Source organism: Frigidibacter sp. MR17.14 (assembly GCF_037095735.1).
Classification (GTDB): Bacteria; Pseudomonadota; Alphaproteobacteria; order Rhodobacterales; family Rhodobacteraceae; genus Frigidibacter.
The window spans coordinates 39,589-62,771 of sequence record NZ_JBAWKD010000003.1 but is presented as its reverse complement, the minus strand read 5'-3'; the positions used below and the strand labels follow the sequence as shown (position 1 = coordinate 62,771).

The following is a 23,183-nucleotide window of genomic DNA, read 5'->3' as shown; positions in this document are numbered from 1 at the left end:
GCCGCGCCTGCTTGCGCGTGCCTCAAGGAGGGACCCCTATGACCAAGGCCTGGAAGAAATCGGACTGGCGCGCGAAGCCGCGGATCCAGATGCCCGACTATCCCGACGCCTCGGCGGTCGCGGCCGTCGAGGCACAATTGTCCAAGTATCCGCCGCTCGTCTTCGCCGGCGAGGCGCGCAAACTGAAGGCAGCTCTCGGCGCTGCCGCGAAGGGCGAAGCCTTCCTGCTGCAGGGCGGCGACTGCGCCGAAAGCTTCCAGGAATTCAGCGCCGACAACATCCGCGACACCTTCAAGGTGATGCTGCAGATGGCGATCGTGCTGACCTGGGGCGCCAAGGTGCCGGTGGTCAAGGTCGGCCGGATGGCGGGCCAGTTCGCCAAGCCGCGCTCTGCCCCCACCGAGATGGTCGGCGGGATCGAGCTGCCGAGTTACCGCGGCGATATCATCAACGGCTTCGAGGGCACGCCCGAGGCGCGGATCCCCGATCCGAACCGGATGCTGCAGGCCTATACCCAGGCTGCGGCCTCGCTGAACCTGCTGCGCGCCTTCTCGACCGGCGGCTATGCCGACATCCACCGGGTGCAAAGCTGGATGGCGGGCTTCATCGAAGAGCCGGCCGCCGCGAACTACCGCAACATCGCCCAGCGGATCGAGGATGCGCTCGACTTCATGACCGCGGCCGGCGTGACCTCGGCCACGGCGCACGAGCTGAGCTCGGTCGACTTCTACACCAGCCACGAAGCCCTGCTGCTGGAGTATGAAGAGGCGCTGTGCCGGATCGACTCGACCACCGGCGTTCCGGTCGCAGGCTCTGGCCACATGATCTGGATCGGCGACCGCACCCGTCAGACCGACGGCGCGCATGTCGAGTTCTGCCGCGGCGTGCAGAACCCGATCGGGCTGAAATGCGGCCCCTCGACCACGGCCGAGGATCTGAAGGTGCTGATGGCCAAGCTGAACCCGGAGAACGAGCCGGGCCGGCTGACGCTGATCGCGCGCTTCGGCGCCGGCAAGGTGGGCGACCACCTGCCGCGGCTGATCCGCACCGTCGAGGCCGAGGGCGCCAAGGTCCTGTGGTCCTGCGACCCGATGCACGGCAACACGATCAAGGCGGCCTCGGGCTACAAGACCCGGCCGTTCGAAAGCGTGCTGCGCGAAGTCCGCGAGTTCTTCCAGATCCACAAGGCCGAGGGCACGATCCCCGGCGGCGTGCATTTCGAGATGACCGGCAAGGACGTGACCGAATGCACCGGCGGCGTGCGCGCGGTGACGGACGAGAACCTCTCGGACCGCTACCACACCGCCTGCGATCCGCGGCTGAACGCCAGCCAGGCGCTGGAACTGGCCTTCCTCGTCGCCGAGGAGCTGAACGACCGCCGCCGGCTGAGCCGCGCCGCGGGCTTCTGACCGAAGCGGGCGGAGACGACAACGCCGCGGTCCCGGGGGCCGCGGCGCGCAGAACTGGATCGGGGCAGGGCGCGGCGAAGGTCGCGCCCTGTTCCGTTTGGGATCAGTCGGACCCGACGACGCGGAACATCGCGCGGCGCTCTTCGGGGGTGGCGGGCAGCAGCGGCGCGGGCTCGACCATGGTTTCCGGCGCCGGCTCGCGCTTTCGGTTCGAGCCGAGGGCCGCGAGGAAGTCGAAGCGCGGCTCCGAGAAGCCGGGGACCGAGGTGTATTGCCCGGTCGAAAGCGTGGCATCGCCCTGGCAGAGCGTGAGGCGTTCCGAGGTCACCTCGAACCGGCGCGGGGTGCGGCCGATCGTGCCTTCGGACCAGAACACGCCCAGCGCGCGCGACACGTCGCCAAGGTCGCTGGCCAGCGGCAGCACCATCAGGTGGCCGGTCATCTCAGGCTTGCCGAAGCCGGTTTCGGCCGCCAGCGTCAGGTCGAGGATCGCGGGGCGGCTGAAGGCCTCTTCCAGCCGCATCGTCACCTGCTGGCGGGCGCGCGGGGCGAAGAGGGCGGTCAGCGGCATGCCGCGGACCTCCATGCCGATCAGGTCGGTCAGATGGGCGCCGGCCACGCGGAACCGCGCAACCGAAGGAGCGATCCGCTCCAGGATGAAAGCATTGTCGAGCGCGCCCTGCAGCGCGCGGGGATCAACCTCGGACCGGGCCGGGACGGGCCTGTCGCCGCAGAGGCTGCGCCAGTAGGAGCGAACGTTCTCGATCATGCCTAATTTTTTCGTCATCTTTTCCATAACCCGCACGCGCGGAATCCGTCCGCCACGATTACCGACACCCCGACAGCGGCAGCGCTGTCGTCACACAAAACCGAGCCGGTCGTGACACCCATTCCACGGTGCCCGAAGCCTGTCGTCCCGGAGCTAAGTTCCCCCGCGTTAACCATCGCTTCGGAACACTTAACTGCCGGTTAATATAGTCGGAAATGGGGCGCTCGCGTGCAGAAAGTTTTCAACTGGTTAATCCTGCCGGGCCTTTGCATCTTTGTTGGTGCAACAGCAGTTTTTTCTCGCAGGATACGGGCTTGACGCTGGCCGTCCCTGCCGCGAAGCAGGGCGGAAACGACCAAGAGACAGGCAGGATCATGACGCTCGACAGCCACAAACCGCAGACGGCCCCCGAGGGGCGGCGCAAGGGGCTGCTTCTGATTCTGTCCTCGCCCTCGGGCGCCGGCAAATCGACGCTCTCGCGCCGGCTGATGGACTGGGATCCCAGCCTGCGATTCTCGGTCTCGGCGACCACCCGTGCCCCGCGTCCGGGCGAGGTCGAGGGGCGCGAATACTTCTTCCGCTCGCGCGAGCAGTTCCAGACCATGGTGGCCGAGGGCCAGATGCTGGAACATGCCGAGGTGTTCGGGAACCTCTACGGCAGCCCGCGCGGCCCGGTCGAGGCGGCGATGGCCGAGGGGCGCGACACGCTCTTCGACGTCGACTGGCAGGGCGGCCAGCAGATCCGTTCTTCTGCGCTGGGGCGCGACGTGGTTTCGGTCTTCATCCTGCCGCCCTCGCTGGCGGAGCTCGAGCGCCGCCTGCGCGGCCGGGCCCAGGACAGCGACGAGGTCATCTCGGCCCGGATGGCGAAGAGCCGCGACGAGATCAGCCACTGGGCGGAATACGATTACGTGCTGGTGAACCGCGATCTCGACACGGCCGAGCGGCAGCTGATCGGGATTCTGCAAGCCGAGCGCGAGCGGCGCGACCGCCAGCCCTGGCTGGGCGGCTTCGTGCGCGACCTGATGACCGAGACATGAAGACCGAAACTTGAAGACCGAGACATGAAGACCGGGGAGGAGAACGGATGATCTACACGCTGGACGGCATCGCACCGCAGATCGACGACAGCGCCTGGGTGGCGGCCGAGGCCGCGCTGATCGGTAAGGTGGTGATCGAGGCCGAGGCCTCGGTCTGGTTCCACTGCACGCTGCGCGGCGACAACGAGGAGATCCGCCTTGGCCGCGGCTCGAACCTTCAGGAAAACGTGGTCTGCCACACCGACCCGGGGTATCCGCTGATCGTGGGCCGCGACGTGACGGTGGGACACAAGGCGATGCTGCACGGCTGCGAGATCGGCGACGGCTGCCTGATCGGCATGGGCGCGCTGATCCTGAACGGCGCGAAGATCGGCGCGGGCTCGCTGATCGGGGCCGGGGCGCTGGTGAAGGAAAACGCGGTGATCCCGCCGGGCAGCATGGTCGTGGGCAGCCCGGGCAAGATCATCCGCGAGCTTGACGCCGAACGTCAGGCCCAGATGCGCCACCTTGCGGCGCGGTATCAGGCAAACGCCCGCCGCTTCCGCGACGGGATGCGCCCGGTTTGATCCGGGGCCAAATCCTCTGCGTGACCCGGGGTCTGCCCCGGGTCCCGATCGTCGTTGTGACGCGCGTCCGAGCCGCGCCGGCCAGCTAATTCAGCCGACGTGGCCCCGTGACCGGCAGCGGCATCAGGTCGAAGTCGATCTCGCCCTGCGTCACCTCGGCCACCTCGGCCAGCACCAGATGCGGCATCGGCAGCACCGGGCCCAGCGCGCGCAGGGCGCCGCGATAGCCAAGGTCCGACAGCCGCCGCGCCAGTTCGACACAGTCGTAGCCGGCGCCGAACATCGGCGCGATCACCAGCCGCGGCGCATAGCCGGTCAGCACATCGCCGCACAGGTCGTGATAGCCGACCGACGGGCAGCCCCGCCCGAGATCGGCTTCGATCGCGCGCCGCAAAAATGGCGACACGCCGACGAGCAGCGGCGTTCCCTGCGCCGGTCTCGCCACGGTTTCGGACAACAGATCCAGACGGATCGCGGGCATCCCATCCCTCCAACCGGAACACACCTTCCGGACTAGCACTCAAGTGAACAGCCCCGGGCGCTCCCATCATCCGCGGCTGCGCTCAGGTTAAACCACGACATAGGGGTTCGTCACCTCTGCTTTGCAGTTTCTCTGCATTTACTTCGCAGGCGCGGGCCGCCAAGGTCCGCCACCGGGCAGATGCACAACGGAGCAGCAACAGATCATGGCCGAACCCGTCGACAGCCTGCTGGCCGCCGTTCCCATGCCCCTGCTGCTGGTCGGGCAGGACCAGCGCCTGCTGGGGGCGAACCTGCCGGCGCAGGCGCTGTTCGGCGCGATCGAGCCCGGGCGGCCACTGGTGACGGTGATCCGCACGCCAGCGCTGCTGGAGGCGCTGGACACGGTGCTGGCCGGCGGTGGCCCGGTCGAGACGCGGATCCTGCGCACCGGCGCGCTGCAGGACATCAGCTATCTGGTGCGGGTGTCCGCGGTCGAGGGGCTGGGGCGGCGCGCGGCGCTGGTCGCGCTGACCGACACCACCGACATCGAGAAGGTCGAGGAGATGCGCCGCGACTTCGTGGCCAATGTCAGCCACGAGCTGCGCACGCCGCTGACCGCGCTGATGGGCTTCATCGAGACGCTGACCGGCCCCGCCCGCAACGATCCCGCCGCCCGCGACCGCTTCCTTGGCATCATGGGCCGCGAGGCGCAGCGGATGAACCGGCTGGTGCGCGACCTGCTGTCGCTGAGCCGGGTCGAGCAGGAGGAACGCATGCGCCCGGGCGAGCGCATCGATCTTGTCGCGCTGCTGCGCGCCGCCATCGCGGCCCTGCGCCCGGTGTCCGAGGCCGCGGGGGTCGAGATCGAGGTGCTGGGCGGCGAGGCCCCGATCGCGCTGCCCGCCGATTCCGACCAGATGTCGCAGGTCTTCTCGAACCTGATCGAGAATGCGGTGAAATACGGCGGCGCCGGCCGGAAGGTGACGATCGAGATCACCCGCGACGCCCGCGATCCCGGCCTGCGCGGTCCGGCGGTCTGCTTCGCCGTCGTCGACCGCGGCGAGGGCATCGAAGCAATCCACCTGCCGCGCCTGACCGAACGCTTCTACCGCGTCGACGCCCACCGCTCGCGCGAGAAGGGCGGCACCGGGCTGGGCCTTGCCATCGTCAAGCACATCCTCAACCGCCATCGCGGCCGGCTGAAGATCGAAAGCACCCGCGGGATCGGCAGCCGCTTCACCGTCATCCTGCCGGACATGTGACGCGCGACGCTTGAAAGCCTGACGGTTTTCGTCGAAAAGACGCGCCAGTCGGGGGAAGGGGCGTCGCATGAGGGGCAGGGCTGGCATCCTTGGGTCGGTGATCGGCGGGGCCGCGATCGCGGCGCTTGCCGCCGTGGCGTCGGCGCAGACGCGAGGTGCGGACACGCCCGGCTTCGACACGCCCGAGGCGCTGGGGCGCGCGCTGTTCCATGACACCGACCTGTCGCGGAACCGCACGCAAAGCTGCGCGACCTGCCACGACCCGGCCTCGGCCTTTACCGATCCGCGCGAAACGGTGGTCGGGCGGCAGGTCTCGCTTGGCGATGACGGCCGCTCGATCGGTGACCGCAACGCGCCCTCGGCCGCCTACGCCGCTTTCGCACCGCCATTCCACAAGGATGCGCAGGGCTGGATCGGCGGCCAGTTCTGGGACGGCCGCGCCCGTGACCTGGCCGAACAGGCCGGCGGTCCGCCGGTGAACCCGATCGAGATGGGCCAGCCAGACCATGCCGCGGTCGTCGCGCGCCTGTCCGAAAAGCCCGCCTATGTCGCGGCCTTCCGCCGTTTCTATGGCGAGACGGTGCTGAATGATGCGGAAAGCGCCTATGAGGCCCTTGGAAAATCCATAGCCGCTTTCGAGGCTTCGGCGGACTTCTCAAGCTTCGACTCGAAGTATGACCGCTGGCTGCGAGGCGACTACCAGATGACCAAGCAGGAGGATCTGGGGCGGCTTCTGTTCTTCTCGAACCAGTTCACCAACTGCAACCGCTGCCACCAGTTGAAGCCCGAACCGATGGCGCCCGGCGAGACCTTCACCAACTACCGCTTCCACAACATCGGCGTGCCGGCGAATGCCGCGGTGCGGGCCGCGAACGGGGTCGGCGCGACGGACCTGGGACTGGGCCAAAACCCGCTGCTACCGGCGGCCGAGGTCGCGGCGGAAAGCGGCAAGTACAAGGTGCCGTCCTTGCGCAACGTCGCGGTGACCGGCCCGTACATGCACAACGGCGTCTTCGCCGACCTGCGCACGGTGGTGCTGTTCTACAACCGCTACAATTCCCGCGCCGCCGCGGCGCAGGTGAACCCCGAAACCGGCGCGCCCTGGGGCGATCCCGAGGTGCCGGGAACACTTTCGATGACCGATCTCGAATTCGGGCCGGCGCTGGACGACAAGCGGATCGACGCGCTGGTGGCCTTCCTGAAGACGCTGACCGATGCCCGCTACGAACCGCTTCTGACCGAGCAATAGGTGGAAACCGGCCTCATGACGCAGCGCATGGGGGCAACTGCGGACGGCGTGAAGCGGCTCCGTCCGATAGCCAAGGCAGATGCCACGCGCTTGGAATGGTTTGTCCTTGCGCTGGTGGCCCAGGCATCTGATGCGCGTTGCCTTCAGGCCCGCGGAGAGGGTTATCTGAGCGTTCTGCGCCTCGGTGTCCGACATTCGGTCACCGACCGAAAGTCGCGGTTCAGGGGGGCGCGTGCCACGGCCTGCACCAAGTCCGATAATCAGCGTTATGTTAATTCTCTGTTAATGGCGCGTACGCCCCTGAGCCCTCTGGACCCGCAAACCCGGGCCGGATAAGCGCTAGGCAGACCATCGACACAGACCATCGACAGCGCCCCAGCCACAGCGGAGCCCCGACCATGCCCTATGCCAGCTTCGACCGCAGCGTGAAGATCGCGCCCTCGATCCTCTCGGCCGATTTCGCGAATTTCGGCGCCGAGTGCCGCGCCGTCGAGTCTCAGGGCGCGCCCTGGGTGCATGTCGACGTGATGGATGGCCATTTCGTTCCGAACCTGACCTTCGGGCCCGCGACGGTGAAGGCGCTGCGTCCGCACATCAAGGGCGTGATGGATGTCCACCTGATGATCGCGCCGGTCGATGCCTATCTGCCGGCCTTCGCCGAGGCCGGCGCCGACGTGATCTCGGCGCATTTTGAGGCCGGTCCGCACATTCACCGCACGCTGCAAGCCATTCGAGGGCTTGGGAAGAAAGCCGGCCTGTGCCTGAACCCGGGCACCGGGATCGATTGCGTTCCACATCTGCTGGACACGCTCGACCTGATCAACGTCATGGGCGTGAACCCGGGCTTCGGCGGCCAGAAGTTCATCCGCTCGCAGCTGCAGAAGATCCGCGACCTGCGCGAGATGATCGGTGACCGCGACATCCACATCCAGATCGACGGCGGCGTCGCCCCCGACACGATCGCCGAGATCGCGGCGGCCGGTGCCGATGTCTTCGTCGCCGGTTCGGCCGTCTTTTCAGGCGGTTCGGTCGACAAGCCCGAGGTCTACGGCGAGAACATCCGCAAGCTGGTCGCGGCGGCGGCGGGCTGATGCGGATCACCTTCGACCTCGACGGCACGCTGATCGACTCGGCCGGCCAGATCCACGCGATCGCCAACCGCGTGCTGGCCGGGGAGGGTGCGAGCCCCCTGCCCTCGACCCTCGTGAAATCCTTCGTCGGCAATGGCTTGCCGGTGCTTCTTGACCGCAGCTGCGACGCGGCGGGGCTTGAGCGCAGCGCCGAGCGGATTGAACGGATGCGGCTGGCCTTCGAAGAGCTCTACGCCACCGATTTCAGCGGCGCGACGCTTTATCCCGGGGTGATCGAGGCGCTGGAAACCCTGACAGATCAGGGACATGCGCTGGCGCTTTGCACCAACAAGCCGAACGGTCCGACGCTGGCAACGCTGGCGCATTTCGGGCTCGACCGGCTGCTGCCAGTGGTGATCGGCGGCGACAGCCTGCCGGTGCGCAAACCCGATCCCGCGCCGCTGCAGGCGGCTTTCGACGCGCTTGGCAACGGACCCTGTCTCTATGTCGGCGACAGCGAGGTCGATGCCGCCTGCGCCGAGGCTGCGAAGGTGGATTTCATCTTCTTCACAGAAGGTTATCTGCGCGTGCCGCTAAAAGACCTGAAGATCCGCGCACGGTTTTCGGACTTCGCGGCGCTGCCCGCGCTGGTGGCCGGCCTCGAGGAAAGCCGTTGAACCCCGGGCCGCTTCCGGCCTAGATCGGCGGCACGCAAGAGGGAGAGACCCCATGGATATCCGCCCCGTCATCGACGGTTTCGCCGCCGCCCCGCAGCTGACGCTGGACGAGGTCGCGGATGCGGCCGCGCAGGGCTATCGCACGCTGATCTGCAACCGCCCCGACGGCGAAGAGCCGGGCCAGCCCTCGGCCGACGAGATGCGCGCCATGGCCGAGGCGAACGGCATGACCTTCCACTACCTGCCGGTCTTCCCGGGCAGCTTCCCGCCGGCGCTCGTCACCGAGATGCGCGACGTGATGGACGGGGCCGAGGCACCGGTGCTGGCCTATTGCCGCTCGGGCACCCGCTCGACCTTCCTCTGGGGACTGTCGCAGGCGGGCCTGCGCCCGGCGCCCGAGATCCTCGCCGCCGGCGCCTCGGCCGGCTACGACCTGCGCCCGATCGCCCCGGCGCTGGGTTAAGCGCGCCCGGTCATCACCACCCGCAGGCTCTGCCAGCGGCGGGCGAATTCCGACAGGCCGAGCGTACCGGCGGCGATCCGCCCGGGCTCGGCCTGCGCCATGCGCAGGACCGCCCCGGCCTCGGCCGCGGGCCAAAGCGCGGGCCGCGCGGCGGGCGACAGCTTCGGCATCGCCCGCGCCTCGGCCAGGGCCGCAAGCCCGGCGGCGGCCAGCGCCACGGCGGCATCTTCGCCCCCGACTTCGACCGCGGGCAACACCTCGCGACCGCGCGCCGCCAGTTCCGCCGCCGCCATCAGCCAGTTCGCGGCGCCCTGCGCGCGGCCCACGGCCCGCGCCTGCGCCCGGTCGGCCACATCACCGCCCAGCCCCGCGACCGCCGCGTCCAGAAGGCCGCCCGCCGTCGCATCCAGATGCGCCAGCACCTCGCCCAGATCGGCGAAGGGCTCGTTCCAGGCGTCGCGCTTGCGCGCCTCGGCGCTGGCGATCAGCGGCGCCACGTCCAGCCCGCGGGTCGCGATCAGCTCGGCCACCGGGCCCGCGACCTCGTGATGCGGCGGCACCGCGCCGGCGCCGGCCCGTTCCAGCGTGTCGATCCACCATTGCAGGCGCATCTCGCCGACCATCGGCTCGGCCGAGGCGAAGGGCGCCCGCGCCAGTTCGAGGTTCAGCGCATACAGTGGCCAGAGCACCGCCTGCGCCTCAGGGGGGGCCGCATGGGTCGCATGGGCGCGGGCCGGATCGCCCTCGGTCACCAGCCGCCGGCAGTCCTCAAGGCTCATGCCGCGCCCTGCTGGATCACGGCCGCATCGCGCACCAGCTTCCAGTTCACCGCGTCGAGCAGCGCCTCGAACGAGGCATCGACGATATTGGCCGAGACGCCGACGGTCGACCAGCGGTGCCCCTCGGGGTCCTCGCTGTCGATGATGACGCGGGTCACCGCCTCGGTGCCGCCCTGCGTGATCCGCACCTTGAAGTCGACGAGCTTCATCCCCTCGATCGCCGCCTGATAGGGCCCGAGGTCCTTGGCCAGCGCGTTCCACAGCGCGTTGACCGGGCCGCGGTCGGCGCCCTGCCGATCGAGCGATTCCGAGACCGAGAGCATCTTCTCGCCCCCGCAGCGCACCACGACGACGGCCTCCGACAGGGTGCCGCTCTGGCGCCGCTCGACGGTGACGCGGTAGCGTTCGACCTCGAAGAACGTCGGCATCAGCCCCAGCGCGCGCCGCGCCACCAGCTCGAACGAGGCCTGCGCGCCGTCATAGGCATAGCCCTGATCCTCGCGCCGCTTGATCTCGTCAAGGATCTGGCCCAGCCGCGCATCGCCCGCCTCGACCGCCAGCCCCATCGCCGCCAGCCGGGCGCGCAGGTTCGACTGCCCGGCCTGGTTCGACATCGGGATCACCCGCTCGTTGCCGACGGTGGCGGGCTCGACATGCTCGTAATGCCCGGGGTCCTTCAGGATCGCGCTGGCATGCAGCCCCGCCTTGTGCGCGAAGGCCGAGGCGCCGACGTAAGGAGCGCTGCGCAGTGGCACCCGGTTCAGGATGTCGTCCAGCTGGCGCGACACGCGGGTCAGCGTCGGCAGCGCCGCCTTGGAAACACCGCATTCGTAACGGCTTGCGAAGGGTTCCTTCAGCAGAAGGTTAGGAATGAGCGTGACGAGATTGGCATTGCCGCAGCGCTCGCCCAAACCGTTCAGCGTGCCTTGGATCTGCCGCGCCCCGGCCTCGACCGCGGCGAGCGAGCCCGCGACGGCAGTGCCGCAATCGTCATGGCAATGGATGCCCAGCCGGTCGCCGGGGATGCCGGCGGCAATCACTTCGGCGGTGATCCGGCCGATCTCGTCGGGCAGCGTGCCGCCGTTGGTGTCGCAGAGCACGATCCAGCGCGCGCCCGCCTCCAGCGCCGCCCGCAGGCAGGCCAGCGCATGATCGCGGTCGGCCTTCCAGCCGTCGAACAGATGCTCGGCATCGAACAGCGCCTCGCGCCCCGAGGCGACGATATGGGCGACAGAGGCCTGAATGTTCTCGACATTTTCGTCGCGCGAGATGCCCAGCGCATGCAGCACCTGCCCCGAATGCGACTTGCCGACCAGACAGACCGCCGGCGTGCGGGCGTTCATCACCGCCGCCAGCACCTCGTCATTCGCAGCCGATCGGCCCGAGCGCTTGGTCATCCCGAAGGCGGTGAAGGTCGCGCGGGTGCGCGGCGCCTGGGCGAAGAACTCGCTGTCGGTCGGGTTCGCCCCCGGCCAGCCGCCCTCGATATAGTCAAGACCCAGCCCGTCGAGCGCCTCGGCGATGCGGATCTTCTCCGGCGTCGAGAACTGCACGCCCTGCGTCTGCTGCCCGTCGCGCAGCGTCGTGTCATAAAGATAGACGCGCTCTTTCATTCCTCATCCCTTCCCTGAATGTCACTGCGCAAACATATGAAACCGATAGGTTTCACCCCAGCGCCGCGACCTTCTCCGCATCGAAGCCCGGCCCCGGCAGCAACTCGACCCCGGCCTTCGACATCCGCACCTCGACTCCTGCCGCGACCAGCGCCGCCTTCATCGCATCGACCGGCGCGAAGTCCTTCGACGCCATCGCCGCCGCCCGCAGATCCGAAAGCCGCGCCGCCAGTCCCGAAAGATCCGCCTCGGGCGCCGCGGCCCAGCCGCCCATGTGGTCCTCCAGCAGCCCCATCAGCCGCGCCGAGGCCTTCAGCCCCGCCAGATCGCCCGCCGCGGCCAGCGCATGCAGCTCGGCAATGGCGCCCGCCGTGTTGAGGTCGTCTCCAAGCGCCGCGATCACCGAGGGCGCCGCGCTCGGCGCGGGCTCGATGCCCGCGACGAGCGCCCGCCATTTGCGCAGCGCCGCTTCCGCTTGCCCCGCCTTCTCCGCTGTCCAGTCCATCGGCCGCGAGTAATGCGTGCCCAGGAACACCATCCGGATCACCTCGCCCGGCACGTCGCGGTCCAGAAGATCGCGCACCGTGAAGAAGTTGCCGAGCGATTTCGACATCTTCCTGCCCTCGACCATCAGCATCTCGTTGTGCATCCAGGTCGTGGCGAAGCCCTCGCCGGGGTGCGCGCAGCAGCTTTGCGCGATCTCGTTCTCGTGGTGGGGAAACTGCAGGTCGATGCCGCCGCCGTGGATGTCGAACGAGGCGCCCAGAAGCCCGCGCGCCATCGCCGAACATTCGATGTGCCAGCCCGGCCGCCCGCGGCCCCAGGGGCTGTCCCAGCCCGGAAGCTCGTCATCCGAGGGCTTCCACAGCACGAAATCCATCGGGTCGCGCTTGAAGGGCGCCACCTCGACACGGGCGCCGGCGATCATGTCGTCGACCGAGCGGCCCGAAAGCCGGCCATAATCGGCGAAGGACCGCACGTCGAAAAGCACATGGCCCTCGGCCGCATAGGCATGGCCGCGCGCGATCAGGTCGCCGATCATCGCCACCATCTCGCCGATCCAGTCGGTCGCCCGCGGCTCGCGCGTGGGGCGCAGGGCGCCCAGCGCGTCCATGTCGGCGTGATACCAGCCGATGGTTTCCTCGGTGCGCTGGCGGATCAGCTCCTCCAGCGTGCCGGGGGCCCCGGCCTCGCGCCGCGCCAGCGCCGTTGCGTTGATCTTGTCGTCGACGTCGGTGAAATTGCGCACATAGGTGACGTGATCGGCCCCGTAGACCGCCCGCATCAGCCGGAAGAGCGTGTCGAAGACCACCACAGGGCGCGCGTTGCCCAGATGCGCGCGGTCATAGACGGTCGGGCCGCAGACGTAGATCCGCACGTTCGCCGCATCGAGCGGCGTGAAGGCCCGCTTCATGCGGCTCTTCGAATCGTGGAGCCTGATCTCGACCATGCCGTCCTCCATAAGCGCGCGGGTCTGCCTGCCTCTGGCGGGCGCCCGGTTGTCCATGGGGAGAACGAGGGAACGGCCCGCCTGACGTCGTCAGCGGGTAATGCAGAGGGTCAGGACGATCCGCGCGTGTTCCATGGCGCTGCCATAGCGCCAAGCCCGCCCCGGGGGCAAGCGAAATGTCCGGGGCGCGCCGGGGGGCTTCCCGCGCCCGGCCGCCCGTGGCAGGCTGCCGCCATGAGCCCCGATCTTCGCGCCCGCACCAATGCGCTCTGCGCCGCCCTTCCGGGTGCGGTGCTCGACCATCCCTGGGACGCGGGCCATGACGCCTGGAAGATCGGCGGTAAGATGTTCGCGGTGATCGGGGCGAAGGGCAGCCATGTCTCGGTCAAGACCGACAGCGTCGAGACCGCGGCGATGCTGATCGAGGCGGGCCTGGCCGAGCGCGCGGCCTATCTGCACCGGTCGTGGGTGGCGGTGCCGCTGTCGGCCGACGCGGCAGAGCTTTCGCACCGCATCCGGCAGAGCTGGCGGGCGGTGCGCGCGGGCCTGCCGAAGAGGGTGCAGGCCACCCTGCCCGACCCCGAGGCCTGAGCCACGCCGCGCCGTTGCCCCCGATTGTATGGGGGACAGGATAGGGGCTTGCCCTGCCCGTCCCGCCCGGCATCCTGTCCGGCCAGACAGGAGAGGTGATGATGGAACTCGGCCAGCGCAGCGCGATGATCCTTGGCGAGGGCGGCGACGACGGATGGGGGATCTACTACCGCGCCCGCGACCTGATCCGCGCCGGCGAGCGGGTGGTGAACCTGACGATCGGCGAGCCCGACGTGAAGACCGACCCGGCGATCTTCGACGCGATGCGCGCCGCCGCCGCGGCCGGGCATTCGGGCTATACCGTCGGGCCGGGGCTCGAGCCGCTGCGCCGGGCGATCGCCGCGCGGGTCGAGCGGATGACCGGCGTGCCGACCGCGATGGAGAACGTGATCGTCACCCCCGGCGGCCAGGCGGCGCTGTTCGCCGCGCATATGGTGACGCTCGACCCCGGGCAGGCCGGGCTGTACTGCGCGCCCTTCTACCCGACCTATCCCGGCACGATCCGCGCCACCGGCGCCCGTGCCATCGAGGTGCCCACCCGGTCTTCCGAGGATTTCCAGCCCCGCGCCGCGGCGATCCTGCAGGCCGCAGCCGAAGCGCAGGGCGCCCGCACGCTGCTGATCAACACCCCGAACAACCCGACCGGCGTCCTCTACACGCCCGAGACGATGGCGGCGGTCGCCGGCGCGGTGCGCGAGGCCGGGCTGTGGCTGATCTCGGACGAGGTCTATGACGGGCAGGTCTGGTCCGGGCGGCACCTGAGCGCGCGGGCCCTGCCGGGTATGGCCGAGCGCACGCTGGTCATCGGCTCGTTCTCGAAGAGCTTCGCGATGACCGGCAGCCGGATCGGCTGGATGGTCGGGCCCGCGGCGGCGATCGAGGCCGCGGGGGTACTGGCCACCGCCACCACCTATGGCATTCCGCCCTTCATCCAGATGGGGGCGCTGCATGCCCTGTCGCTGGGCGAGGGCTTCGAGGCGGCGGTCGCGGACCCGTTCCGCCGCCGGCGCGACATCGCGGCGCGGGTGCTGGGCAACGCGGCGGCGGTGCGGCTGATCCCGGCCGAGGGGGCGATGTACGTGATGCTCGACATCCGCGCCACCGGGCTCTCGGGGGCGGAGTTCGCGGCGCGGCTCCTGGAGGCGGAGCGGATCGCGGTGATGCCGGGGGAAAGCTTCGGCGCACCCTCGGCGGGCCATGTCCGGGTGGCGCTGACCGTCGCGGACGAGGATCTGGCCGGGGCGCTGGAGCGGCTCGCGGGGTTCGCGGCGGGGCTTGCCCGGTGAGGCGGCCGGGGGCTGTCTGCCCCCGGACCCCCGAGGATATTTGAGCCGATGAGAAAGGCGGGCCGTCAGAGCCGGGCGAGCACCGAGCGCGCGGCGCGCAGGCCCGGAGGTTCGCCACCCTCGCCCAGCCGCTCCATCGTCAGGGCCATCGCCTCGTTCTGCGCGGCGCGCGCGGGGCCCGGATCGACGAGGCCGGCAAGGGCCGGGGCGATGGCGTCGGGGCGGCAGGCGCGGCCGAGGAATTCGGGCACGGCGCGGGTGTCGGACACGAGGTTGACCAGCGTCACCGTGTCGATCTTCAGCAGCATCCCGATCAGCATCCGGCTGAGCGGCGCCATGTCATAGGCGATGACCATCGGCACGCGGTTCGCCGCCAGCTCGAGGCTGACGGTGCCCGAGGCCGCGAGTGCGAGGTTCGCGGCCCCGAAGGCCGCGCGCTTGTCCTCGGGCGTCTCGACCACGATCGGGGCGACTGGCCAGCGCGCCGACATCTCGCGCACCATCGCCGAGACGCCGCGCACCGTGGGCAGCACCACCCGCATCTCCGGCACCCGGTCGCGCAGCCGCATCAGGCTTTCGTCGAAGCGCGTCGCGAGCCGCGAGACCTCGCCCCGGCGCGAGCCGGGCAGCGCCAGCACCAGCGGTGCCTTCGGGTCGATGCCATGGGTTTCGCGGAAGGCCGCGACCTCGGCCTCGGACGCGCGGGCCTCCGCCACCACCGGGTGGCCCACGAAGTCGCAGGTCATGCCCGCGGCCTCCATGTAGGGCGGCTCGAAGGGCAGGAGCGCGAGGACGTGATCGATGACCTCGGCCATCTTCGTGGCGCGGCCCGGGCGCCAGGCCCAGACCGAGGGGGCGACGTAATGGATGGTGCGGATCGACGGGTTGGCGGCGCGCACGAGGCGCTGCACGCGCAGGCCGAAATCCGGGCTGTCGATGGTGATCAGCGCGTCGGGGGCGCGGGCCAGGCAATCGGCCGCGGCCTCGGCGATGCGGGCCTTGAGCTGGCGGTATTTCGGCAGCACCTCCCAGATGCCCATCACCGAAAGCTCTTCCATCGGGAAGAGGCTGGTCAGGCCCTCGGCCTCCATCAGCGGGCCGCCGATGCCCATGACCTCGACGCCCGGGGCAAGCTGGCGCAGGCCCGCGATCAACGCGGCCCCGAGCCGGTCGCCCGAGGCCTCGCCCGCGATCAGATAGATCCGGGGGGCGGCGCTCACGCCTGGCGCGACCAGAGGAACATGCCGGCCTTCTCGGCCTCGGCGATCATCCCCTCGCGGTCGATGCAGAGCACGCCGCCGGCTTCCCAGACGACGCCGCCAAGGCCGGCCGCGGCCGCCTTGCGCACCGTGGTCGGGCCGATCGCCGGCAGGTCGACGCGGCGCTCCTGCCCCGGCTTCGGCGCCTTGTAGAGGATGCCCTTCGCGCCCGCCGGATCGGGGCGCAGGGTCAGCGGCTGGGTGGCCGCGACGAAGTCGAGCATGGCGTCGGTGCCGGGCAGCGCCTCGATGGCGAGGCACAGCCCCTGCGCCACGACCGCGGACTGGCCGACGTCGACCGATCCCAGCGCCTCGACGATGCCGGCGGCGCGGGCCGCGTCGCGCTGGTCGCCCTCGCCGGGCGTGCCGGTCAGGATCCCGGCGCCGGGCACGAGATCGGGGGCCACGTCATGGGCGCCGACGACCTTCAGGTCCCATTCCTCGAAGATCGCGATCACCTCGCGCAGGGTGGCGTCGTCGCCGTCCTGCATCGCGCCCATCAGGCGGGGCACCAGTTCGGCGGTGGCGGTGTCGAAGGCGCGCAGATCCAGCTGCGGCCGACGCGCGGCGCCGCCGAAGACCACGCGGCGCACGCCGCGTTCGACCAGCGTGTTCAGGAACGGCACCAGCCGCTCGACCCGGAACTCGATCTGGGCGCCGCCCTCGACCTCGGTCGGATAGCCTTCCAGCTGGCAGACCACGAAGGGTTCGTTGCGGGCCGAGAGGGTGCGGGCGAGAAGCGTCGGAAGGGCACCAGTGCCCGAGATGATGGCGGTTTCGGACATTCTTTCCACGGGCCTTACTGTGGCGTCAGGAAGCTGCGGTCGGAGGGACCGAGGATGAACTCGAGCACTTCTGCCGCGAGGGTTCCGGCCTCGGCCTTTTCGGCCTCGGCGCGGGCGGTCTCGCGGAAATTGCCCTGCGCGAGGGCGGCATACAGCTCGCGCAGCGCCACGATCTGCGCCCGGTCGGTGCCGCGACGCTTGAGGCCGACGAGGTTCAGCCCGTCGAGATGCCCGCGCGGCCCCTGCACCAGACCATAGGGCAGCACGTCGGCGGTGACCATGGTCACCGCGCCGATGATCGCGCCGCGCCCGATGCGCACCCACTGGTGCACGCCCGAAAGCCCGCCGACGATCACGTCGTCTTCCAGCACGCAATGCCCCGCGAGGGCCGAGCTGTTGACCACGATCACCCGGTTTCCGACCTGGCAGTCATGGGCGACGTGGCAGCCGGCCATGAACAGCCCGTCATCGCCGACACGGGTGACGAGACCGCCGCCCTCGGTGCCGGCGTTCATCGTGACATGTTCCCGGATGCGGTTGCGCGCGCCGATCACCAGCCGCGACTGTTCGCCCTTGAACTTCAGGTCCTGCGGCACCTCGCCCAGCACCGCGAAGGAGAACACCACCGTGCCCTCGCCGATCTCGGTATTGCCGGTGATGACCGCGTGGCTCTTGATGGTGACATCCGCCGCCAGCCGGCACCCGGCGCCGATCAGCGCGAAGGGGCCGATCTCGCAGCGCGGACCGATGATGGCGCCGTCCTCGACGACGGCGGCGGGATGCACCCGCGCTGTGGGGTCGATCGTCATCGCGGCCTCAGGCCCCCGCACCGGCCGTCAGGTCCATCATCGCGGTGAACTCGGCCTCGCAGGCGAGCTGACCGTCGACCGTGGCGCGGCCTGCGAATTTCCAGATCTTGCCGCCGCCACGCTTGGCCTCGACATGCAGTTCCAGCACGTCGCCCGGCACCACCTTGCGGCGGAACTTGCAGGCGTCGATGCCCATGAAATACACCAGCAGCGGCTTGTCCACGAGATCCATCGAGACACCCACCAGCACGGCCGAGGCCTGGGCCATCGCCTCGACGATGGTGACGCCGGGCATGATCGGGGCGCCGGGGAAATGGCCCTGGAAATGCGGCTCGTTGAAGGTGACGTTCTTGATGCCCACGGCCGATTTCATCGGCACGATGTCCTTGACCTTGTCGATCAGCAGGAACGGATAGCGGTGCGGGATGATCCGCTGGATCAGGTGGATGTCGGCTTCGACCGGCTTCGCCGCCCCCGTCGCGTTCTTGTCCAGGGTCTGAGCGTCGGCCTCGGTCATCGCGCATCCTTTCGCTGCCGCGGCGCGCCGGTTCCTGTGGCGGGCCGCTTCGGTCGGGTCTTGCTAGCAACTCGGGCCCGGAAGGGCAAGACACGGCCCCGCGCCCGGGCCCGCGCCGTTCAGGGCCGCGAGGGCGTCGCGGGCGGCACTCCGCCGGAGGCTGAAACATCCGCGTCAGCGGCGTCGGCAGCGCCGTCGTCTTCGGCGCTGGACGGGTCGGGGGCCTGCCCCTCGCCCAGCAGGCGGTCGACCACCACCACCGCGGCATCCGTCGCCTCGACCGCGTTCAGCGACAGCAGCACCACGCGCGCATCGACGATCGCCACCGCCCCCTTCTGGCGCAGCAGCTCGCGCAGCGCGGGCACCGCCGCGGCGAAAAAGGCCCGCCGCTCGGAATCGCGGCGGCTGGTCAGGGCGCGGGCCTTGGCCTCCTGCGCCTGCCGGATACCCACGACCTTCTCGTCGAAGGCGTCGGCCGCGCTGCGGAAGGCCTCGGCCGGCATGGTCGGGCGGCGGTCGCTCAGCGCCTTTTCCTCGGCGGCGAGGTCGGTCTCGAGCTTGCGGTTCTCGGCCTGCAGGTCGGCGGCGGCCTCGGCGAAATCGGACTGGGCGCGCTTGCCCCAGAGCGACTGGGTGAAGAGCTTCTCTTCGTCCAGCACCAGCAGCGGCACCGCGGCCGGGGCCGAGGCGGCGGGCGCGTTGACCGGGTCGCCCAGCGGGAAGCCCCCGGCGCCCAGCGTGTCCTGCTGGGCGTCCGCCGGCAGGACGAAAACCGGCAGGACGAAGACCGGCAGCGCGACCGCGCAAAGGATCAGGGCCGCGATCCCGGCCCGCAGCCCTGCCCCAGCGGCAGACCGGCGGAGGGTGCGGCCCTGCATCGTCGGCTCAGAACTGGGTCGAGACCGTGAGGTCGAAGTTCTGTTCCTTGTCATAGTCTTCCTTGGCCAGCGCCTTCGAGAAGTTCAGGCGCAGCGGGCCGATCGGCGTGTCCATGAACACCGAGAAGCCGGCCGCGGCGCGGATCTTGGCGCTGTCATCGACGATGCCGGTGCCGTCGCCCGAAGACAGGCCGCCATCGGTGTTGTCCAGGCCCCAGACCGAACCGACGTCCAGGAACAGGCCGCCCTTGATGCCGTATTCCTCGGGCAGGCCCAGCGGGAACTCGGCGTCGAACTTGGCGACGGTGTAGTAGTTGCCGCCCAGCGGATCCTCGTTCTCGGCCGACATATCGCGCGGGCCGATGCCCCGGCTTTCGAAGCCGCGGATCTGGCTGCCCGAGAAGCGGTCGGTCACGCGGGTGACATAGCCGCCGTACGAGTTCAGCGCACCGCCCTCGATCGAGGCGCGCAGCGTCCAGTCGCCGTTGAAGACCTCGCGGTCATAGCTGGCCGAGGCCGAGGTCTTCACCGCCTTGACGTCGCCGCCGACGTAGAACTCCTGCCCGAAGCTCAGCTTCAGCCCGTGATCGGTCGCCAGCCCGTTGCGGCGGCTGTCGTAGTTCAGGCCGTATTTGAAGCCGTAGGCGTTGGTCTGGCCCTCTTCGTCCTGCAGGATCGCCGAGCTGTCCTCGTCGATGTCATACAGGCGGTTCTGCTTGGCCAGCAGCCCGACCTCGCCGCGCAGGGTCTCGTTGATCGGGAAGCCGAAGGTCGGCTCGAACCCGAGCAGCTTCATCGAGTAGCGGGCGTTGTCGTTGTCGTAGGTGCGGTAATACAGGTCGAACCCGGCCGAAAGGTCGCGCCCGAGGAAGGCGGGTTCACGGAACTGGATGCGCGAGGTGCCGGTGGACGAGGTGGTGTTGATCGAGACGCCCAGATACTGGCCGCGGCCGAGGAAGTTGCGTTCGGCGAGCGAGATCGCGAAGCCCGCGCCGGTGTCGACGCCGTAGCTGAGGCCGAAGGACAGCGACCCGGTCGGCTGCTCGGTCACGTTCACGTCGACCAGCACCTGGTCGGGCGACGAGCCCGGGCGGGTGTCGACGTTCGAGGACGAGAAGAAGCCCAGCGCGCGGATCCGTTCGGCCGCCTGGCGGATCTCGGTCGGGTTGAAGGGGTCGCCTTCGACGGTGCGGAACTGGCGCCGGATCACGCGGTCGAGCGTGGTGGCGTTGCCTTCGATGTCGATGCGCTCGACGAAGACGCGCGGGCCCTGGGTGATGACGAAGTTCACGTCCAGCGTCTGGGTCCGCGGGTTGCGCACGATCCGCGGCTCGACCCGGATGAAGTCCAGCCCGTTGCGGGTCGCGATCGCCTCCATCCGGGCGATCGAGTTGTCGATGCCGGTGGGCGAATAGGTCCCGCCCTGCGAGATCAGGATGCCCTTGCGGAACTGCTCGATGTCGAGCCCCTCAATCTCGGAGGCGAGGCCGACATTGCCGTAGCTGTAGCGCAGGCCCTCTTCGACCGCGTAGGTCATGAAGAATGCGCCGCGGTCGGCCGAGAACTCGTTCGCGATGCCCAGGACCTTGAAGTCGATGTAGCCGCGCGACCGGTAGAAGTCGGTCAGCATCTGGCGGTCGAGGTTCTGACGCTCGGCCGAATAGGTGTCGCGCTGCACGAAAGTACGCAGCAGGCCGGCCTGCTTGGTCGACAGGACCTCGCGCAGGCGGCGGTCCGAGAAGGCGCGGTTGCCGGTGAACGAGATCCGCTCGACCTCGGTCACCTTGCCCTCGGAGATCTCGAAGACCAGGTCGACGCGGCCGTTGTCGCGGCGGATCACCTTGGGGATCACGCGGGCATTCGGACGGCCCGACTGGGCATAGGCCTGCGCGATCGCCGCGGCGTCGGCTTCAGCCTGCGCGGCGACATAGGGGCCCGAGGATTTCGACTTCACCAGGGACGACATCTGTTCGTCCTTGATGCGGGTGTTGCCCTCGAAATCGACGACGTTGATCACCTGCGCTTCCGAGACACGCACCACCAGCGTGCCCCCCTGCGGCACCAGATCGACGGTTTCGTAAAGGCCGGAGGCCACCAGCTTCTGCGTCGCCGCGTTCAGATCGCCGGCCGAGACCGGCTGGCCCGGGGCGATTCCGGTCTGCGAGGCGACGGTGCCGGCGTCGATCCGGCTGTTGCCTTCGACGCGGATGCTGGAGAAGCTGTAGGCCTGGGCGAAAGCCGGCGTGAACGTCGCCGTCGAAAGCGCTGTTGCGGAAAGGAAAATTGCCAATCCGGCGGCGGTCCCGCGAAGGGCACGGCTCCGGGTCCCCACGCTGCCCTCAGCGCGATGCACTTTCGCCATTCGTCCCTCTCCCACCGTCTGTCGGGTTGTCGTTGGTTCGTGCCTACCTTGAACGCGGGGGCATGTCAAAGCAAGCGAAGGACAAACGCTAGGTCTTGTGGGGGCTTGGCCTGAATGCGCGAAAACCTGCGCATGTCCCGAGAGGGGCGCAGGTTTTCGAAACGTCTCGCGAGGTGGGCGCGGCGCGGGGCCGGCGGCCCTGCGGATTGCCGTGCCTCAGTGGAAGAGCTGGGGCCAGGTCTGGATCAGGCGGGTGCCGATCGCGGCGCCCCCGAACAGGCCGGTCAGGATCGCCAGCGGGATCGCGAGGCGCTCCCAGTGAAGATCGACCATCAGACGCAGGCCCTCGGCCGATCTGCGCATCGTCTGCATCGCTGCCTCCGTTCCGGCAGGACCGGGCGCCGGCCGACCCGGCGCGCATGCAGTCCTGCGGAAAGATCTAGGCAGGGATTGCGGCGCGATTGCGGCATGGACCGGGCGGCGGCAGGGCATTCGCTGCAGCTGCGCGCGCCCGGACAGCGGCGGGGTTACGGGGTGGCGGCCATAGGCCGCCTGCCCCGGTCAGCAGCGCAGGTCGTTGGTCAGCCCGAAGGCCATCAGCGCCAGCACGATGGCGAAGCCCGCCGTCATCAAGACGCCCATCGCGCGTTCCGACGGCGGCTTGCCGCGGATCGCTTCCCAGGCGTGGAAGACCAGATGGCCGCCGTCCAGCACCGGGATCGGGAACAGGTTCATCATCCCGATCGCCGCCGAGAGCACCGCGAGGAACCACACGAAGTTCGACAGCCCGGCCGAGGCCGCCTGCCCCGAGGTTTCCGCGATGCCCAGCGGGCCGCGCAGGTTGCAGGTCGAGATCGCGCCGGACACCATGTGCGTCAGCGCCGAGATCGACGAGCGGATCACGAAGGCCACTTCGCGCGCGCCGCCCTCGACCGCCTCGATCGGGCCGATGGAGGTGGTGACGGGCGTGAAGAACATGCCCCCCGCGATCCCCATCTTGTAGGCGGTCTCGAAACCGCCGTCGCGCAGCGGCAGGTCGGTACGGCGCGGGGTCAGGGTCACGCCCTGCTCTGCCCCGTCGCGCCACAGCGTCAGGTCCAGCGCGCGCCCGTCCGAGGCCGAGACGATCTGCTGCATCTGGGCAAAGCTGGCGATGGGCTGGCCGTCGATCGCGGTGACCACGTCGCCCTCGCGGATCCCGGCCTCGCCGGCGGCGCTGTCGGGCACGACCTGCGCCACGCGCGGCGGCAGCAGCTGCGGCCCTTCGACCGTCATCTCGGCCCCGTCACGCTCGACGCGGTAGTTCAGCGTCGGGCGGTCGCGGAAGCCCTCGGCCGCGGCGTCGAGCGCCGGGTAGTCGGGGGTCGCGATGCCTTCGACGGCGGTGATCAGGTCACCGGGGCGCAGCGAGTCCTCGATGCCGGGCAGAGCGAATATCTCGCCGATCTGCGGCGCGTCGGTGGCGCGGCCCGAGACCATCATCACCGCGCCGAACAGCAGGATCGACAGCACGAAGTTGAAGACCGGGCCCGCCGCCACCGTCGCCGCCCGCGCCCAGAGCGGCGCACCGTGCATGGTCTGGCGCAGCTCGGCGTCCGAAAGTCGGGCCAGCGCCGCGCCATCGGCCCCGGCCGAAGCCGCGTTGGCATCGCCCAGGAACTTGACGTAGCCGCCCAGCGGCAGCGCGGCCAGCTGCCAGCGGGTGCCGCGCCTGTCGACGCGGCTCCAGATCACCGGGCCGAAGCCGATCGAGAAGACCTCGGCCCTGATGCCCGACCAGCGCCCGACGATGTAATGGCCGTATTCGTGGATCGCCACGATGATCGACAGCGCCACCACGAAGGCGGCAACGGTCTGCAGGAGCGAGCCGAAGCCCGGCAGCATGCT

The 23,183-nt window shown here is 69.6% G+C and carries 23 protein-coding genes; 10 read left to right on the top strand and 13 right to left on the bottom strand.

The window, feature by feature from the left end; all coding sequences use genetic code 11:
- Window positions 1-38 precede the first annotated feature (38 nt).
- Window positions 39-1,409 carry a class II 3-deoxy-7-phosphoheptulonate synthase gene (locus V8J36_RS08905; RefSeq protein WP_336466942.1) on the top strand — a complete coding sequence of 457 codons (1,371 nt, stop codon included), beginning with the start codon at window positions 39-41 and terminating at the stop codon, window positions 1,407-1,409.
- A gap of 103 nt (window positions 1,410-1,512) precedes the next feature.
- Here the strand turns inward: V8J36_RS08905 and V8J36_RS08900 are convergent, their stop codons facing one another.
- The gene (locus tag V8J36_RS08900) at window positions 1,513-2,178 is read right to left on the bottom strand and encodes a PAS domain-containing protein (protein WP_336466941.1); all 666 of its coding nucleotides are present in this window, start codon (window positions 2,176-2,178) and stop codon (window positions 1,513-1,515) included.
- Between the two features lie 374 nt (window positions 2,179-2,552).
- On the opposite strand from V8J36_RS08900, the gene gmk reads away from it, so the two are divergent.
- Window positions 2,553-3,218, top strand: a complete 666-nt coding sequence (gmk, locus tag V8J36_RS08895) for a guanylate kinase (RefSeq protein WP_336467545.1) — start codon at window positions 2,553-2,555, stop codon at window positions 3,216-3,218.
- Window positions 3,219-3,265: 47 nt separating this feature from the next.
- On the top strand, window positions 3,266-3,784 hold the full coding sequence (locus V8J36_RS08890; RefSeq protein WP_336466940.1) for a gamma carbonic anhydrase family protein: 519 nt from the start codon (window positions 3,266-3,268) through the stop codon (window positions 3,782-3,784).
- A gap of 85 nt (window positions 3,785-3,869) precedes the next feature.
- Here V8J36_RS08890 and V8J36_RS08885 read toward each other — a convergent pair whose 3' ends face one another.
- Window positions 3,870-4,265: a hypothetical protein gene (locus V8J36_RS08885; RefSeq protein ID WP_336466939.1), complete on the bottom strand. Its 396-nt coding sequence runs from the start codon at window positions 4,263-4,265 to the stop codon at window positions 3,870-3,872.
- A gap of 202 nt (window positions 4,266-4,467) precedes the next feature.
- Between V8J36_RS08885 and V8J36_RS08880 the strand changes: the two genes are divergently transcribed.
- From V8J36_RS08880 to V8J36_RS08860, 5 genes are all read left to right on the top strand, one after another.
- A complete protein-coding gene (locus V8J36_RS08880; protein WP_442902480.1) occupies window positions 4,468-5,508 on the top strand; it encodes an ATP-binding protein in 1,041 nt (346 codons plus the stop codon).
- Window positions 5,509-5,575: 67 nt separating this feature from the next.
- Entirely contained in the window at window positions 5,576-6,757 is a 1,182-nt protein-coding gene (locus V8J36_RS08875; RefSeq protein ID WP_336466937.1) for a cytochrome-c peroxidase, read from the top strand.
- 398 nt (window positions 6,758-7,155) lie between these two features.
- Complete coding sequence (gene rpe, locus V8J36_RS08870) at window positions 7,156-7,848, top strand: ribulose-phosphate 3-epimerase (RefSeq protein ID WP_336466936.1); 693 nt, start codon at window positions 7,156-7,158, stop codon at window positions 7,846-7,848.
- A complete protein-coding gene (gph, locus tag V8J36_RS08865) occupies window positions 7,848-8,504 on the top strand; it encodes a phosphoglycolate phosphatase (protein WP_336466935.1) in 657 nt (218 codons plus the stop codon). The genes rpe and gph overlap by 1 nt, the downstream gene beginning before the upstream one ends.
- 52 nt (window positions 8,505-8,556) lie before the next feature.
- On the top strand, window positions 8,557-8,967 hold the full coding sequence (locus V8J36_RS08860) for a TIGR01244 family sulfur transferase (RefSeq protein ID WP_336466934.1): 411 nt from the start codon (window positions 8,557-8,559) through the stop codon (window positions 8,965-8,967).
- Here the strand turns inward: V8J36_RS08860 and V8J36_RS08855 are convergent.
- From V8J36_RS08855 to cysS, 3 genes are read right to left on the bottom strand one after another with little or no spacing between them, the layout of a single operon-like run.
- On the bottom strand, window positions 8,964-9,746 hold the full coding sequence (locus V8J36_RS08855) for a squalene/phytoene synthase family protein (RefSeq protein ID WP_336466933.1): 783 nt from the start codon (window positions 9,744-9,746) through the stop codon (window positions 8,964-8,966). The genes V8J36_RS08860 and V8J36_RS08855 overlap by 4 nt on opposite strands.
- Window positions 9,743-11,359, bottom strand: a complete 1,617-nt coding sequence (cimA, locus tag V8J36_RS08850; RefSeq protein WP_336466932.1) for a citramalate synthase — start codon at window positions 11,357-11,359, stop codon at window positions 9,743-9,745. Before cimA ends, V8J36_RS08855 begins: the two co-directional genes overlap by 4 nt.
- A gap of 52 nt (window positions 11,360-11,411) precedes the next feature.
- Entirely contained in the window at window positions 11,412-12,809 is a 1,398-nt protein-coding gene (gene cysS / locus V8J36_RS08845) for a cysteine--tRNA ligase (protein ID WP_336466931.1), read from the bottom strand.
- A gap of 234 nt (window positions 12,810-13,043) precedes the next feature.
- On the opposite strand from cysS, the gene V8J36_RS08840 reads away from it, so the two are divergent.
- Window positions 13,044-13,400 (top strand): MmcQ/YjbR family DNA-binding protein, encoded by a 357-nt coding sequence (locus V8J36_RS08840; RefSeq protein ID WP_336466930.1) that lies wholly within the window; start codon window positions 13,044-13,046, stop codon window positions 13,398-13,400.
- Window positions 13,401-13,498: 98 nt separating this feature from the next.
- On the top strand, window positions 13,499-14,686 hold the full coding sequence (locus V8J36_RS08835) for a pyridoxal phosphate-dependent aminotransferase (RefSeq protein WP_336466929.1): 1,188 nt from the start codon (window positions 13,499-13,501) through the stop codon (window positions 14,684-14,686).
- Window positions 14,687-14,751: 65 nt separating this feature from the next.
- Here V8J36_RS08835 and lpxB read toward each other — a convergent pair whose 3' ends face one another.
- The 8 genes from lpxB to rseP all read right to left on the bottom strand — a co-directional run bounded on the left by lpxB (window position 14,752) and on the right by rseP (window position 23,180).
- Window positions 14,752-15,906, bottom strand: a complete 1,155-nt coding sequence (gene lpxB / locus V8J36_RS08830) for a lipid-A-disaccharide synthase (protein WP_336466928.1) — start codon at window positions 15,904-15,906, stop codon at window positions 14,752-14,754.
- Window positions 15,903-16,730 (bottom strand): LpxI family protein, encoded by an 828-nt coding sequence (locus V8J36_RS08825; RefSeq protein ID WP_336466927.1) that lies wholly within the window; start codon window positions 16,728-16,730, stop codon window positions 15,903-15,905. The genes lpxB and V8J36_RS08825 overlap by 4 nt, the downstream gene beginning before the upstream one ends.
- 14 nt (window positions 16,731-16,744) lie before the next feature.
- Complete coding sequence (lpxA, locus tag V8J36_RS08820) at window positions 16,745-17,539, bottom strand: acyl-ACP--UDP-N-acetylglucosamine O-acyltransferase (RefSeq protein WP_336466926.1); 795 nt, start codon at window positions 17,537-17,539, stop codon at window positions 16,745-16,747.
- Between the two features lie 7 nt (window positions 17,540-17,546).
- A complete protein-coding gene (gene fabZ, locus V8J36_RS08815; protein WP_336466925.1) occupies window positions 17,547-18,056 on the bottom strand; it encodes a 3-hydroxyacyl-ACP dehydratase FabZ in 510 nt (169 codons plus the stop codon).
- 119 nt (window positions 18,057-18,175) lie between these two features.
- On the bottom strand, window positions 18,176-18,934 hold the full coding sequence (locus tag V8J36_RS08810; RefSeq protein WP_336466924.1) for an OmpH family outer membrane protein: 759 nt from the start codon (window positions 18,932-18,934) through the stop codon (window positions 18,176-18,178).
- Window positions 18,935-18,941: 7 nt separating this feature from the next.
- Window positions 18,942-21,296: an outer membrane protein assembly factor BamA gene (bamA, locus tag V8J36_RS08805; protein WP_442902472.1), complete on the bottom strand. Its 2,355-nt coding sequence runs from the start codon at window positions 21,294-21,296 to the stop codon at window positions 18,942-18,944.
- A 216-nt stretch (window positions 21,297-21,512) separates the two neighbouring features.
- Entirely contained in the window at window positions 21,513-21,668 is a 156-nt protein-coding gene (locus tag V8J36_RS08800; RefSeq protein ID WP_336466922.1) for a hypothetical protein, read from the bottom strand.
- Between the two features lie 189 nt (window positions 21,669-21,857).
- A complete protein-coding gene (gene rseP / locus V8J36_RS08795; protein ID WP_442902479.1) occupies window positions 21,858-23,180 on the bottom strand; it encodes an RIP metalloprotease RseP in 1,323 nt (440 codons plus the stop codon).
- Between the last annotated feature and the right edge of the window lie 3 nt (window positions 23,181-23,183).